Raw genomic sequence first — 14,308 nt, forward strand, 5'->3', positions numbered from 1 at the left:
CTTGGCCCTACCTTTGCCTTATGTCATCATTTCTGAACAAAGCTTACACAGCCCGCGACGCGGGTGAAACCCGTGCGCTGTACGATGACTGGGCCGCCAGTTACGAGGCTGATATTACCGCTCAGGGTTATGCCACCCCGGCCCGTTGCGCGGCCGCCTTGCGGAAATATGTACAAGACACGGATGTTCCTGTACTGGATTTCGGCTGTGGCACCGGCCTGTCGGGACAGGCGCTGCGCGATGCCGGCTTTGACGTGATCGACGGCGTGGACCTGTCGTCGGAAATGCTGGCGCTGGCGCAGGACAAGGCGATTTACCGGTCCCTTACCCGGATCAAGGGCGGCAAAACCCTGCCTTTTGCCGATGGCACATACAGCTTGATAGCCGCCGTCGGTGCGATTGGCTCAGGGGCTGCACCCGCAGGAATGCTGCACACGCTGATGCGCAAGCTGCCCAAGGGCGGCAAGCTGGTGTTTTCGCTGAACGATCACGCCTTGAAAGACCCCGCCTGCGAGGGCACCTTGTCCGAATGGACCGACTGCGGTGCCGCCCGCCTGCTGATGCGCGAGGACGGGCCGCACCTGCCCGAAATCAACTTGAACGGCACCATATATGTGATTGAAAAAGCGTGACATTCACCACAAGGTTTGCGCCATCCCCCACAGGGCCGCTGCATCTGGGCCATGCCTATTCTGCCATGCTGGCGCACGACATGGCACAGGCTCAGGGAGGTCGGTTCCTGCTGCGCATCGAAGACATCGACCGCGCGCGGGCACGTCCCGAATGGGAGGCGCAGATATACGACGATTTGACGTGGCTGGGCCTGACGTGGGAACAGCCGGTTCTGCGCCAGTCGGAAAACATGAACTTTTACCGGCAATCCATTGATAAACTATGGAAATCCGGTCTGATCTACCCCTGCACCTGCAACCGCCGCGACATCCAGTACGCGCTGTCTGCCCCGCAGGAAGGCGCAGTGCTGACCGGCCCCGACGGCCCGATCTACCCCGGCACCTGCCGCCATGTGCCTGCCCCCGAAACGCCCATCCCCGACACCGCCGCCCTGCGCCTGAACATGGCCCGCGCGGTGCCAATGCTGTGCGATCTGCGCTACATCGAAACGGGCGAGGACGCAGGCACGGTGGATTTCAGCACCGAAGATCTGACGCAAACGCTGGGCGACATCGTACTGGCGCGGCGCGATATGGGCACGTCCTATCATTTGTCCGTGGTGCTGGACGATGCGGCGCAGGGGATCACCCATGTGGTCCGTGGTGCCGATCTGGCCGAAGCGACGCGCATTCATGTGGTGCTGCAAAGGCTGCTGAACCTGCCGACGCCTGTCTATCATCACCACCGCCTGATCCGTGACGACGCGGGCAAACGGCTGGCCAAACGCGACGATGCGCGCGCCATCGCCAGATACCGTGCCGAGGGTGCCACGCCCCGCGACATTCGCAGGCTGGTCGGGCTGCCGGCTTAGGGCGCGGCTTCCAGCTCGACCACCTCACCGCCCCGCACAGCGCGGTAAAAGCACGTCCGCCGCCCGGTGTGGCACGCAGGCCCCGTCTGGTTGACCATCACCAACAGGCAATCGCTGTCACAATCAAAGCGGAAATCGACCAGCTCTTGCACGTTGCCGGATGTTTCGCCCTTGATCCAGAACGCGCTGCGCGAGCGCGACCAATAGGTGACCTTGCCCGTTTCAAGCGTGCGCGCCACGGCGTCTGCGTTCATCCACGCCATCATCAGCACATCGCCGGTGGTGGCATCCTGCGCTATCGCGGGGATCAGACCCGCGTCGTTATAGGTCAGGGTTGCGGGGTCGAAATTTTGGTCGGACATCACGTAAATCCTAATTTGCATCTCGGGCCGGGACGCTTATGTATCAGGGTGCACCGAAAGGAAAGCGGACATGGCGGACAGCGATCTTATCAAACTTTACTCGGGCCAGATTCTGGCGCTGGCCACCGATATTCCGCACCGCGAACGGCTGGAAAGCCCCGGCGCCACGGTCAAGAAACGCGCGCCGCTGTGCGGGTCGACGGTGACGGTGGATGTCTGCGTGGCCGACGGGGTCATCAGCGCCTTTGGTCAGGACGTGAAAGCCTGTGCGCTGGGTCAGGCATCGGCGGCCGTCGTGGGGGGCGCCGTGATCGGGCGCACGCTGGCCGAGGTCGAGACCGCCCGCGACCAGTTGCGCGCCATGCTGAAGGACGCAGGGCCGGTGCCCGACGCCCCCTTTGACGGGTTCAAGGTGCTGGAACCCGCCCGCGAGTATCGCAACCGCCACGCCTCGATTCTGCTGAGCATCGAAGCCACGGCCGAGGCGATGCAACAGGCCTTGCAAGCCAACTGCGCCTGAGCGCGCCCGCATTAGGAACTTGTGAACCAATCTGCGCTAGCCAGTGATTGACAACTGGCGAGGCATGATGACCGCACATTCCGAAATTGCCGAACTTCAGCAGATCAACCGTCTGGCTGCGCGCGCCTCTGAATTGGGGTATGAAATTGTCGATCTGGCCGGTTTTCTGGACGTGGTCGAAACCCAGGCCCGCGAACAACGCTCCGCTTTGGCCGCCCTGACCCATTCCGCAACCAAGGTTGAAACCGCCAATGCCGAGATGCATGAAGCGTCGGATGCGCTGACCGGCAGCACCCGCGACGCGGTGCGCGATGTCAAAACGTCGGCGGACACCATTCGGGGTCTGGGGGCGCAAACCACCACCGTCGCCGGATGGGTGCAGGAATTGCGCGATCGCACGCTTTCTGTTGGTGAAACGCTGGATGCGGTCAAGGACAACAACGCGCAGATCGCGACAATTGCCATGCAGGTGAACACGCTGGCCATCAACGCCAAGATCGAAGCCGCCCGCGCGGGCGACGCGGGGCGCGGTTTTGCCGTGGTGGCCGAGGCGATCAACGCGCTGAGCCAGAAGACCAGGGACGCGGCCACCCGCATCACCCGCAATATCGAAACGCTGACCGACTGGATGGCGCTGCTGGGCACCGAGGCGCAGACGATTGCCAGCACCGCCGAAACCGTGATTGATCTGACCGGGGCCAGCGACAGTGCCCTGACGCAGATCGAAAATTCGATGCAACAGGCGTTTGATCAGGTGGCGCGGATTGCGGACCGCACGCAGGTGGTGGGCGTGGCGATGGCCAGTTTCTCGCCGAACCTTGTGGGGATAGAGGCGGCGGTGACCCGCACCACCAACGGCATCAAATCCACGCACGAACGGATCAACCGGCTGATCGACCGGTCGGAACAAATCGTGCAATCCAGCGCGGCGCTGGGGGGCACGACCAAGGACGCGCCGATGATCGACTATGTGCGCCAGCTTGCCGCCATCGCCAGCAGCCGGTTGGAACAAGCGATTGCGGACGGCCAGATCACGCAGGCGCAAATGTTCGACCGGCAATATCATCCGGTGCCCGGAAGCAATCCGGTTCAGGTTGTCACCGGATTTACCAAGCTGATGGATCAGGTGATGCCTGATATTCAGGAACCGGCGCTGCGCTTTGACGACCGCGTGGTGTTTTGCGCCGCTGTGGATGTGAACGGCTATCTGCCCACCCACAATCGCAAATTCTCGCAGCCACAAGGGGGTGACCCGGTGTGGAACATGGCCAATTGCCGCAACCGGCGCATCTTTGACGACCGCGTGGGGTTAAAGGCGGGGCGCAGCACCGATCCGTTTCTGTTGCAGGTGTACCGCCGCGACATGGGCGGTGGCGATTTCGCCATGATGAAGGATCTGTCGGCCCCGATCATAATCAACGGTGTGCATTGGGGCGGTTTGCGGCTGGCCTATACATTTTAAGGCTGTTCCAACCGCAAAAAAAACGCCGCACATCCGGTTGGGATGGCGGCGCAGGAAAAGCGTTTGTCGTGTGGGACCCGAACTGTCCGGCCAAGGGGGACCTTGGTTAACGCGGGACAGGCAATCCCGTTAATGCGCATCTATTTGGGACGGATACGCCAGACAGCCGGCACGACATCGCAGGCAGAAAATCAGACAAAGGCAGGCAGGTGCAGTCCGACGACCAGCATCACCATCAAGGCCGCAGCCCCCACCGCATCTTGCAACAATGTGCTTTCCGCGCGGGTGGCGATGGATTTGATCATTCGCATGGTGGTCATCGTGTCATCTCCCGTTCTTTGTTGCTCCTTTGTTCTCATATCCTTTACGTTCTGTAAAGAACTTTGTGAGAACATTTGTGAACTTATTGGAACATCAAAAGGGGGATTTGCGCTAACCCACTGAAATCAAACGAATGGCTTCGTCCTGCCGCATCAGCCACAACAACATGCGGGCTGCCTTGCCGCGCGCTGTCTCCAGCTTGGGATCATCTGACAACAGCTTGCGCGCATCGCTTTGCGCAATGGCCATCAATCCTGCCTGCCGCTCAAGGTCGGCGACGGCAAACCGTGGCAGGCCCGACTGCGCCGTGCCGATCACATCGCCCGCGCCGCGCATCTGCAAATCGGTTTCGGCAATCACGAACCCATCCTCGGTCTCGCGCAGCACTTCCAGACGTTTTTGCCCCGTCTCGCTCAGCGGTGCCTGATACATCAGCAAACAGGTGGATGCCGCATCGCCCCGCCCCACGCGCCCGCGCAACTGGTGCAACTGGGCCAGGCCAAAGATCTCGGCCCGCTCGATCACCATGATCGTGGCGTTGGGCACGTTTACCCCCACCTCGATCACCGTGGTCGCCACCAGCACAGATGTTTCACCCGCCTGAAACGCCGCCATCGCCGCATCTTTTTCAGCGGGCGGCATCTGGCCATGCACCAACCCGACGACACCTTCACCCAACGCCGCGCGCAGCCGTTTGAAACGCTCGCCCGCCGAGGTCAGATCGACCACTTCGCTTTCCTCGACCAGCGGACAGACCCAATAGCATTGCTGCCCCTTGGCAATCGCCGCGCGCAACCGGTCGATCACCTCGTCCATGCGGCCCGTGCTGACCAGCGCCGTGCGGATCGGTTTGCGGCCCGGCGGCTTTTCGTCGAGCACCGACACGTCCATATCGCCGTATTGCGCCAGTGACAGGGACCGCGGAATCGGCGTTGCGGTCATCACCAACACATCCGCCTGCACGCCCTTGGACCCCAGCGCCAGACGTTGCCGTACGCCAAACCGGTGCTGTTCGTCGATGATCGCAAGGCGCAGATCGCGGAATGCGACGTCCTTTTGAAACACCGCATGGGTGCCCACCAATATCTGTATGCGCCCGTCGGCCAATGCGGCCAGCTTGGCCTTGCGCTCGTTGCCCTTGTCGCGCCCCGTCAGCAGCTCCAGCACCACGCCCGCGTCCTCGGCCAGCGGCTGCAACCCTTCAAGGTGTTGACGCGCAAGGATTTCTGTCGGGGCCATCAGCACGCCCTGCCCGCCCGCCTCGACCGCGACCAGCAAAGCCATGAAGGCCACCAGCGTCTTGCCCGCGCCAACGTCGCCCTGCAACAGGCGGTTCATGCGCTGCGGCTGTGCCATGTCGTCGGCAATCTCGGCAATCGCGCGTTCTTGCGCGCCGGTGGGCCGATATGGCAGCGCCGCCAGAACCTTGCGCTGCAACGCTCCGGTGGCGACACTGGAGCGACCCGGTTTGCGCCGTTCCGCCGCGCGGGCCAGGGCCAGGGTGATCTGGTGCGCCAGCAATTCGTCATAGGCCAGACGTTCGCGCGCAGGCGCGGTTATCGCAATATCGCGCAGCGATTGCGGCGCGTGGGCCTGCGCCACAGCCTCGGAAAATGTGGGCCATTTGGCCTGCGCGACCTGAGCGGGATCGCTCCATTCGGCCATTTCGGGCACACGGGTCAACGCGCCACGGGTTGCTTTCCACATCACCTTTTGGGTGACACCGGCGGTCAGCGGATAGACGGGTTCGAAGGCCGGAATGTCGCCCGCTTCGGCCTCGGGCAGGATGTGATCGGGGTGCAGCATCTGTGCGATGCCGTCGAACATTTCGACCTTGCCCGACACCACGCGCCGCGACCCTTCGGGCAGTTGTTTCAGCAGGAAATCAGACCGCCCGCGGAAGAACACGATCTGAAAGGCCGTCTCGGCGTCCTCGACCGTGATGCGATAGGCGCCCCCCTTGTTGCGCGGAGGCTGGTGGCGTCCGACGGTCACGATCACTGTGTAAGAGCCGGGCAAAACAGCATCTTTCAGCGTTGCGCGCGGGCTGCGGTCGATGCCGGTGTGGGGCAGTGTGAACAGCAGGTCACGCGGCGTCGTGATGCCGGTGGCCGCCAGCAAGTCGGCTGTTTTCGGCCCCACCCCTTCAAGCGTCTGCGCTTCGGCAAAAAGCGGGAAAAGCTGTTCTGGCCGGCCGCTCATGCGCCCTCGATCAGCGCCAGCCAGCCGTCTTCGTCCAGTGTTGTGATGCCCAGTTCCGCCGCCTTCTTGGCTTTTGATCCTGCGCCCGGACCCGCGACCAATATGTCGGTCTTGGCGCTGACCGAACCGGACACTTTCGCGCCCAGCGTTTCGGCCCGCGCCTTGGCCTCGGCGCGGGTCATTTTTTCAAGCGTGCCGGTGAAAACAACGATCTTGCCCGCGACCGGGCTGCCCGATGTGTCGGGGCGTTCCGTGGCTTGCACGTCAAGTTGCGCGACGAGCCGGTCGATGGCGGCGCGTTCGGTGTCCTGGGCAAAGGTGGCGGTCAGCGATCCGGCCATGACCGCGCCCACCCCGTCGATGCCTATCAGGTCGGCCCACGCGTCGTTTTCAGGATCGGCGGCGGCGTCCATCGCGGCGGCGAATGCGTCCCAGGTGCCATAGTGCAAGGCCAGCAGGTTCGACGCCGCTTCGCCCACATGGCGCATGCCAAGGCCGAAGATCAGGCGCGACAGCGCGATCTTGCGACGGTCATCAATGGCGTCAAAAAGGTTGCTGGCCGATTTGTCGCCCCAGCCCTCGCGGTTTTTCAACTGTTGCATCCCGCTGCCGTAACGATCGCGCAGGGTGAAGATGTCGGCAGGCTCGGCAATCCAGCCGTCGGCGTGGAATTGTTCGACCTGTTTGGCGCCCAAACCTTCGATGTCGAAGGCACCGCGCGCAACGAAATGCTTTAGTTTTTCAACGGCTTGCGCAGGGCAAATCATGCCGCCTGAACACCGGCGGATGGCGTCGCCCGGCTCGCGGATGGCGTCGCTGCCGCATTCGGGGCAGACCTGCGGAAACGCGTAGGGCGTTGCGTTGTCGGGGCGTTTGGTCAGGTCCACATCCGCAACCTTGGGGATCACATCGCCCGCGCGGTAGACCTGTACCCAGTCGCCAATGCGGATGTCCTTGCCTGCGCGGATCTCTCCGCCTTTCGAGTCGCGGCCCGCGATGTAATCCTCGTTGTGCAGCGTGGCGTTTGAGACCACGACGCCGCCCACGGTGACCGGGGCAAGCCGCGCCACGGGGCTGAGCGCGCCGGTGCGGCCCACCTGAATGTCGATGGTTTCCAGCCGGGTCCACGCCAGTTCGGCGGGGAATTTATGCGCCGTGGCCCAACGGGGGGTGGTCGACCGGAACCCAAGGCGCCCTTGCAGCGCCAGGTCGTTCACCTTGTAGACCACGCCGTCGATGTCATAGCCCAAAGCGCTGCGCATCTGTTCGATCTTGGCGTAATGGGTGATCATTTCGGCGGGGCCGTCACACAATTGGGTCAGCGGATTGGTCTGAAACCCCATCTGTTTCAAACGGTTGATCGCGGCCATCTGGGTGTCGGCCAGCGGTTCCGAAATTTCGCCCCAGGTGTAGGCAAAGAACCGAAGCGGGCGCGCGCGGGTGATCGACGCATCCAACTGGCGCAGCGATCCGGCCGCCGCGTTGCGCGGGTTGGCAAAGGTTTTGCCGCCGCGCTCGGTCTGGCGGGCGTTCAGCGCCGCAAAGTCGGCGTGGCTCATGTAAACCTCGCCGCGCACTTCCAGAATGGACGGGGCGTTTTTGATGCTTTGGGGAATGTCGTCGATGGTCAGCGCATTGGCGGTCACGTTTTCGCCCACCTGACCGTCGCCGCGTGTCGCCGCAGAGACCAGCGCGCCGTTTTCATAGCGCAGCGACAGCGACAGCCCGTCGATCTTGGGTTCCGCCGTGTATGCCAGCGGGGCATCGGCGGCCAGCCCAAGGTATTTGCGCACCCGCCCGTCGAAATCCGCGACATCCTCAGCCTCGAACGCGTTGGACAATGACAGCATCGACACGGCGTGCCGTATCTTGGAAAACCCTTCGGCGGGTTCGGCGCCGATCTGGTCACTGGGGCTGTCGTCGCGTTTCAGGTCGGGAAAGCGCGCCTCGATCTGCGCATTGCGCCGCTTTAGCGCGTCATATTCCGCGTCATCAATCCGCGGCGCGTCCTCGGTGTGATATGCGCGATTCGCACCTGCCAGCACATCGGCCAGCCGCGCCAGTTCGTCCCGGGCCTGCGCTTCGGTCATGTCAGAGATGTTGATGGTGTCGGACACGGGACCTGCCTCTTTCTTGATGTCGCGCCCTAGAGATAGAAGCGTGGCAAGCACAGGTCCAGTTCATTCAGGTCAGAAAGTCTGCGTGAGTGATGTCATCTGCCGCCTGCACCCGATGCCCTTGGGTGCAGACCCTTGGATTTATGCGCCGATGGCCAGTCGCTGGCTGTCATCGCCCGACAGGATACCGGGTTCGGGATCGCACAGCACATAGCCGCGCCCCCAGACGGTTTCGATGTAGTTCTGGCCGCCTGTCGCCGTGCTGAGTTTCTTGCGCAGCTTGCAGATAAACACGTCGATGATCTTCAACTCGGGCTCGTCCATGCCACCGTACAGATGGTTCAGGAACATCTCTTTGGTCAGGGTCGTGCCCTTGCGCAGGCTTAGCAGTTCGAGCATCTGATATTCCTTGCCCGTCAGATGGACCGACTTGTTGTCGACGCTGACGGTTTTCGCGTCCAGGTTGACCGAGATCAGGCCCGTTTCAATGACCGACTGCGAGTGTCCCTTGGACCGCCGAATTATGGCATGAATGCGCGCAACCAGTTCTTCGCGGTGGAAGGGTTTGGTCAGGTAATCATCTGCCCCGAACCCGAAACCCTTGATCTTGTTTTCGGTGTCATCCGCCCCTGACAGGATCAGGATGGGCGTTTCGATCCGCGACAGGCGCAATTGTCGCAGCACCTCGTGGCCATTCATATCAGGCAGATCCAGATCAAGCAGGATAAGATCGTAGTCGTAAAGCTTGGCCAGATCGATCCCCTCTTCACCCAGATCCGTCGCATAGACGTTCAAGTTGGCATGGGTCAGCATCAATTCGATGCTTTTCGAGGTCGTCGGATCATCTTCAACAAGCAAAACACTCATTATCAGTCTCCGGATCACGTCTAAAATAAGGCATTGACCACACACTGTACAAAAAAGGTTAATCACACGTTACTGAAACACAGGTTACTACAAGCAACTACAGGTTGCTAACATTAAACTTTTCATCAATCCGGTTTTGGCCCCCGAAAACGTTGCAAAGCGGTGGCTTTCAGGGCCTCTTCGCCATGCAGGCTGACGGCGCGCACCCATTCCTCGAATTCTTCGGCGCTGATGTCATAGCGTTGCAACGCCGCCGCCTGCCCGATCAACCCGTACAGAACGCCGCGCACCACCGCCGCCTTGCGCGACGCCACCCAGCGCCGCGTGCCCGCGTCGGGCAGATCGGCCTGCGTCATCACAGACCCGTTCAGCAATGTGACCGCCCTTGGACCGTCGACTTTTTTCAGATACATGACTGTCTCGTGTAGCACCGTTACAGGTCCAACTGCGCGCCTCGGTCTTAAGGTTCGGTGAAGCCGCCTCTTGAGAGTAATTAGGATTTTCCTATATATCGCCTGACACCCTCGGAGATCGTCATGCCACTTGATACTGCACACCCGCTGAATTCGCTGGGTTTTGCCAAGCCGCCCGCAGACACACGGGTCGTCGTTGCCATGTCCGGCGGCGTCGACAGTTCGGTTGTGGCCGCTCAGCTGGCCGAAGAAGGCTATGACGTGGTCGGCGTGACCTTGCAGTTGTACGACCACGGCGCGGCGCTGGCGAAAAAGGGCGCGTGCTGTGCGGGGCGCGACATTCACGATGCCCGCCGCGTGGCCGAGGAAATGGGCTTTCCGCACTATGTTCTGGACTATGAAAACGTGTTCAAGGACGCGGTGATCGACGAGTTTGCCGACAGCTATCTGGGCGGGGCGACGCCTGTGCCCTGTATCCGCTGCAACGAACGGGTCAAGTTCAAGGATCTGCTGGAAACCGCCAAGGATCTGGAGGCCGACTGCATGGCCACCGGCCACTATATCCAGCGCAAGATGGGTGCCGACGGGGCCGAGCTGCATTGCGCCACCGATGCCGCGCGCGATCAAAGCTATTTCCTGTTCTCAACCACCGCACAGCAACTGGATTACCTGCGCTTTCCGCTGGGCCATCTGCCGTCCAAGGACGCCACCCGCGCGCTGGCTGCGAAATATGGTCTCAGCGTGGCGGACAAGCCCGACAGCCAGGACATCTGTTTCGTGCCGAACGGCGATTATGCCAGCGTTATCCGCAAGTTGCGCCCCGAAGCGGCGGCTCCGGGCGAGATTGTGGATATGGATGGCACCGTGCTGGGCAGCCATGACGGGGTGATCAACTATACCATCGGGCAACGTCGGGGTCTGGGCATCGGCGGGCTGGCCGATCCGCTGTATGTGGTGAAGCTGGATGCCAACACCGCCCGCGTGGTGGTTGGCCCCAAGGAGATGCTGGCGACACGTACGGTGCCTGTGCGCGAGATCAACTGGCTGGGGGATGAACCCATGATGTCGCGGAGCGAATGGCCGATAGCCGTGCGGGTGCGGTCGACACGCCCCCCCACCGACGCGATCCTGCGTCCGATTTCGGACACCGAGGCGACGGTAGAACTGACCCTGCCCGAAGAGGGCGTCAGCCCCGGACAGGCCTGCGTGTTCTACGACCGCGACAGCAGCCGCATCTTTGGCGGTGGCTGGATTCACAAAGGTTAAGACGGGGAGCTTAACGGCTCTCCAATATGCCTAAAGCCGCGCCAGCACCGCGCGGGCGGCGCGCAGGCCGGGGTCTTCGCCGTTGCGGCCCAGCAGGTCCATCGTGGTCTGCATCGCCGCGCGCTGCGGTGCGGGGTCTTGCAGCAAATCCAGCACCCCTTGGGCGATCAGGTCGGACCGGCATTGTGCGCCGATGAACTCGGGCACAGTGCGTGTATCCGAGACGATATTGATCAAATTGGCGGTATCTATCTGCATCATCCGCTGCACGATTCGACGGCTAAGCCAGTTCATATCGTAGGCGCTGACCATCGGCGTATCTGCGGCCGCCAGTTCCAGCGCCACGGTGCCGGACGCCGCAAGTGCGGCATCGGCGGCGGCAAAGGCCACGCGTTTGGCATGGGCCGCCGTTTCCACATCCAGCCCGCGCGGGTCCAGAACCTTGGGCACCAAGGGCCAGTCGGCGACGGCGGCGATCACCATGTCGGCCACGGGGGCGGCTGCGGGCACCACCACGCGCAAGCCCGGATGCGCGGCCAGCACGGGGGCCAAGGCCGCGCCCAGACGCGGGGCCAGACGCGACACCTCTCCCTTGCGCGATCCGGGCAAGACCAGCAGCAGCGGGTCGGCGGCCTCCATCCCGTATTGCACGCGGAACTTCGCCACATCTTCCGCAGAGGGCTGCGGTTCGGACACCACGGGATGCCCGACAAAGTCGCAGTCCATGCCGGCGGCCTGCATGTAAGGTGGCTCAAACGGGAACAGCGCCAGCACGTGGTCGATCACTTCGGCCATGTGATCCGCACGTTTGGGCCGCCATGCCCAGACCGTCGGGGCCACGTAATGCACGGTGCGGATGCTGCTGGACGCCTTGACCAGCCGGGCGACGCGCAGGCAGAAATCGGGGCTGTCGATGGTGATCATCACATCCGGGCCCGTATCGACCACCGCCTGTGCGGTCTGGGCGATGCGGCGTTTCAGGTGGCGGTATTTGGGCAGCACTTCCATGATGCCCATGATGCTCAGCTCGGACATGTCAAAGCGGCTGGTCAGCCCCTGCGCCTGCATCTCGGGGCCACCGACGCCGTCAAAGGTCACGTCCGGCACCAGCGTCCGCAGCCCTGCCATCAGCGCGCCGCCCAGCTTGTCGCCTGACGGCTCGCCCGCGATGATGAACACCCGCATCAGTCGCCCGTCCGCGCCCACAGGACCAGCCCGTGCTGATCGGCCAGCGCGACACATGCGTCGCGGTCCAGCACCAGCACATCACCGGCGTCGATGACGATACCGGCAAAGCCCGCGGCGGCGCAGGCGGTGATTGTGTCGGGGCCGATGGTGGGCAGGTCGATGCGCCGTTCCTGCCCCGGTTTGGGCGCTTTGAACAGGATGGCGCGGTCTTCGGGCTTGGCTGACATGCGCGCAATCAGTGCGTCGGTGCCTGCGGCGTCTTCCATGCCGATGACGCAGCCACCTGCCACCACACAAGCCTGCCCGATGTCGCGCGCGCCCTCGCGGGCGATGTGGGCGGCACCGGCCTCGGCATCGCGGCGCATCTGCGCGTCGGGCCATGCGTCGCCATAGACACCGCCGGTGGCCAGCAGCACGGGCACCAGGTCTTCGACCCCGCGCACGGCAAAGCCGGTCTTTTCGAAAATATCCAACACGATGCGCAGCGCCCCGTCGTCGCCCTGTTGCAGGGCCTGCTGGAACAGCGGCACCAGCGGCGCGGTTTCGGCATCCAGCGCGGCAGGGTCCAGCGTGGGCCGCGCGATACCGCCGACAAAGCAGACATCGGTCACGCCACGCGTGCCAAGATCAACCAACAAAGAGCCCAGCGTTTCCAGACGGAATGTCAGGTCAGGCACCAGCCCGTCCGGCGCATTGCCGTCCAGCATACAGACCAGCGGCGGCGCGGATTGCGCGTCGGCCACCACCTTGGGCATCTGGCCCGTCCCAACGATCAGCGCCAGCATTGCCGGCTCACTTCGGGGTCAGGAACGACCGGTCGGATTCACCCAGGATGAAATCGACGATCTGTTTGACATAAGCGCTGTCTGTCTCGGCCCCCAGACGTTCGGCGCGGTCGTGGAACGTGCCCTCGCCCTGTGCCAGCATCTGGAAGGCAGCCCGCAGCGCCGTGATGTCGGCACGCTTCACGCCGCGCCGTTTCAATCCGACCAGGTTCAGCCCGTCCAGATCGCCGCGCGGGGCCTGTACCAAACCGTATGGAATGACGTCGTTGGTCACCATGGTGACCGCCCCGATGATCGCACCCTGCCCAATGCGGACGAACTGGTGGATGCCCGACAGGCCGCCGATGATCACGTCATCCTCAAGCACACAGTGCCCCGCCACGGCGGCATTGTTGACCACGATCACGCGGTTGCCGACCTGTGCGTCGTGCGCAATGTGACAGCCCGCCATGAACAATCCGTCATCGCCCACACGGGTCACGCCGCCGCCGCCCTCGGTGCCGCCGTTCATCGTGACGTGTTCGCGGATGCGGTTGCGTTTGCCGATTTCCAGCGCCGAGGTTTCGCCCTTGAACTTCAGATCCTGCGGGATCTCGCCAATGACGGCGAAGGAGAAGATCACCGTGCCTTCGCCGACCGTCGTACGACCGGTGATAACCACATGGCTTTTCAATTCGACGTCCGGGCCAAGCACGACCTCGGGACCGATCAGGCAGAACGGCCCGACCGTGGCGCTGGGGTCGATCTGTGCGCCGTCTTCGACAACCGCAGAGGGGTGGATACCGCTCATGCTATGACATCCTTGGGCAGGTCCATCATCGCGGTGAACGACGCCTCGCAGGCCATCTCGCCTTCGACTTCGGCCACGCCCGAGAATTTCCAGACCTTGCCGCCCGGCTTGCCGCGCACAGTTTGCAGTTTCAGTTCCAGCACATCGCCGGGAATGACCATGCGGCGGAATTTGCAGCCCTCGATCGCCATGAAATAAACCAGCATGTCGCGGTCGGCCATGTTCAGCGCGGTGCCCACCATCACGGCGGCGGTTTGGGCCATTGCCTCGACGATGGTGACCCCCGGCATGATCGGCTTGCCCGGAAAGTGGCCTTGAAAGTGTGGTTCGTTCATCGTCACGTTCTTGATGCCGCGCGCCGTCTGATAGCCGTCGATGTCCACGACCTTGTCCACCAGCAGGAACGGATAGCGGTGCGGCAGGATGCGCTGGATCAGATGGATGTCGGCTGTCAGAAGCTCGGAGGTCATAGGCTGTTCTTTCCGTGGTGTTACAGGCCGCGAGGTTACCAAGCCGCATCCGGCGGGGCAAG

General features: G+C 62.8%; 15 protein-coding genes. 5 read left to right on the plus strand and 10 right to left on the minus strand.

Features of this window, described 5'->3' with window-relative positions; genetic code table 11:
- The first annotated feature begins 20 nt into the window (after positions 1-20).
- Positions 21-632: a class I SAM-dependent methyltransferase gene (locus AAC077_RS04685; RefSeq protein WP_339766996.1), complete on the plus strand. Its 612-nt coding sequence runs from the start codon at positions 21-23 to the stop codon at positions 630-632.
- Positions 629-1,483, plus strand: a complete 855-nt coding sequence (gene gluQRS / locus AAC077_RS04690) for a tRNA glutamyl-Q(34) synthetase GluQRS (RefSeq protein ID WP_339766998.1) — start codon at positions 629-631, stop codon at positions 1,481-1,483. The genes AAC077_RS04685 and gluQRS overlap by 4 nt, the downstream gene beginning before the upstream one ends.
- Here gluQRS and hisI read toward each other — a convergent pair.
- Entirely contained in the window at positions 1,480-1,845 is a 366-nt protein-coding gene (gene hisI, locus AAC077_RS04695; RefSeq protein WP_339767000.1) for a phosphoribosyl-AMP cyclohydrolase, read from the minus strand. The two genes, gluQRS and hisI, sit on opposite strands and share 4 nt — an antisense overlap.
- A 70-nt stretch (positions 1,846-1,915) precedes the next feature.
- Between hisI and AAC077_RS04700 the strand changes: the two genes are divergently transcribed.
- The gene (locus AAC077_RS04700) at positions 1,916-2,365 is read left to right on the plus strand and encodes an iron-sulfur cluster assembly scaffold protein (RefSeq protein ID WP_339767002.1); all 450 of its coding nucleotides are present in this window, start codon (positions 1,916-1,918) and stop codon (positions 2,363-2,365) included.
- A gap of 64 nt (positions 2,366-2,429) precedes the next feature.
- Positions 2,430-3,827, plus strand: a complete 1,398-nt coding sequence (locus tag AAC077_RS04705; protein ID WP_339767004.1) for a methyl-accepting chemotaxis protein — start codon at positions 2,430-2,432, stop codon at positions 3,825-3,827.
- 191 nt (positions 3,828-4,018) lie between these two features.
- Here AAC077_RS04705 and AAC077_RS04710 read toward each other — a convergent pair whose 3' ends face one another.
- The 5 genes from AAC077_RS04710 to AAC077_RS04730 all read right to left on the minus strand — a co-directional run bounded on the left by AAC077_RS04710 (position 4,019) and on the right by AAC077_RS04730 (position 9,747).
- Positions 4,019-4,147: a hypothetical protein gene (locus AAC077_RS04710; RefSeq protein WP_339767989.1), complete on the minus strand. Its 129-nt coding sequence runs from the start codon at positions 4,145-4,147 to the stop codon at positions 4,019-4,021.
- Positions 4,148-4,259: 112 nt separating this feature from the next.
- Positions 4,260-6,350, minus strand: a complete 2,091-nt coding sequence (gene recG, locus AAC077_RS04715; protein ID WP_339767006.1) for an ATP-dependent DNA helicase RecG — start codon at positions 6,348-6,350, stop codon at positions 4,260-4,262.
- A complete protein-coding gene (ligA, locus tag AAC077_RS04720) occupies positions 6,347-8,440 on the minus strand; it encodes an NAD-dependent DNA ligase LigA (protein WP_339767960.1) in 2,094 nt (697 codons plus the stop codon). The genes recG and ligA overlap by 4 nt, the downstream gene beginning before the upstream one ends.
- A 168-nt stretch (positions 8,441-8,608) precedes the next feature.
- Positions 8,609-9,334: a response regulator transcription factor gene (locus AAC077_RS04725; protein ID WP_339767008.1), complete on the minus strand. Its 726-nt coding sequence runs from the start codon at positions 9,332-9,334 to the stop codon at positions 8,609-8,611.
- Positions 9,335-9,459: 125 nt separating this feature from the next.
- On the minus strand, positions 9,460-9,747 hold the full coding sequence (locus AAC077_RS04730) for a DUF1153 domain-containing protein (RefSeq protein WP_339767010.1): 288 nt from the start codon (positions 9,745-9,747) through the stop codon (positions 9,460-9,462).
- A 123-nt stretch (positions 9,748-9,870) separates the two neighbouring features.
- Here AAC077_RS04730 and mnmA point away from each other — a divergent pair, with 123 nt between their 5' ends.
- Positions 9,871-11,013 (plus strand): tRNA 2-thiouridine(34) synthase MnmA, encoded by a 1,143-nt coding sequence (gene mnmA / locus AAC077_RS04735; RefSeq protein WP_339767012.1) that lies wholly within the window; start codon positions 9,871-9,873, stop codon positions 11,011-11,013.
- Between the two features lie 30 nt (positions 11,014-11,043).
- Here the strand turns inward: mnmA and lpxB are convergent, their stop codons facing one another.
- Genes lpxB through fabZ form a run of 4 tightly spaced genes read right to left on the minus strand, consistent with a single transcriptional unit; the run spans position 11,044 to position 14,246 of the window.
- Positions 11,044-12,198 carry a lipid-A-disaccharide synthase gene (gene lpxB, locus AAC077_RS04740; RefSeq protein ID WP_339767014.1) on the minus strand — a complete coding sequence of 385 codons (1,155 nt, stop codon included), beginning with the start codon at positions 12,196-12,198 and terminating at the stop codon, positions 11,044-11,046.
- Entirely contained in the window at positions 12,198-12,986 is a 789-nt protein-coding gene (gene lpxI, locus AAC077_RS04745) for a UDP-2,3-diacylglucosamine diphosphatase LpxI (protein ID WP_339767016.1), read from the minus strand. Before lpxI ends, lpxB begins: the two co-directional genes overlap by 1 nt.
- A 7-nt stretch (positions 12,987-12,993) precedes the next feature.
- Positions 12,994-13,776, minus strand: a complete 783-nt coding sequence (gene lpxA / locus AAC077_RS04750) for an acyl-ACP--UDP-N-acetylglucosamine O-acyltransferase (protein WP_339767018.1) — start codon at positions 13,774-13,776, stop codon at positions 12,994-12,996.
- Positions 13,773-14,246, minus strand: coding sequence for a 3-hydroxyacyl-ACP dehydratase FabZ (gene fabZ / locus AAC077_RS04755; RefSeq protein ID WP_339767020.1), 474 nt, complete (start codon positions 14,244-14,246; stop codon positions 13,773-13,775). The genes lpxA and fabZ overlap by 4 nt, the downstream gene beginning before the upstream one ends.
- Positions 14,247-14,308: the final 62 nt, after the last annotated feature.

This window comes from uncultured Pseudosulfitobacter sp. (assembly GCF_963976325.1).
Taxonomy (GTDB): Bacteria; Pseudomonadota; Alphaproteobacteria; order Rhodobacterales; family Rhodobacteraceae; genus Pseudosulfitobacter.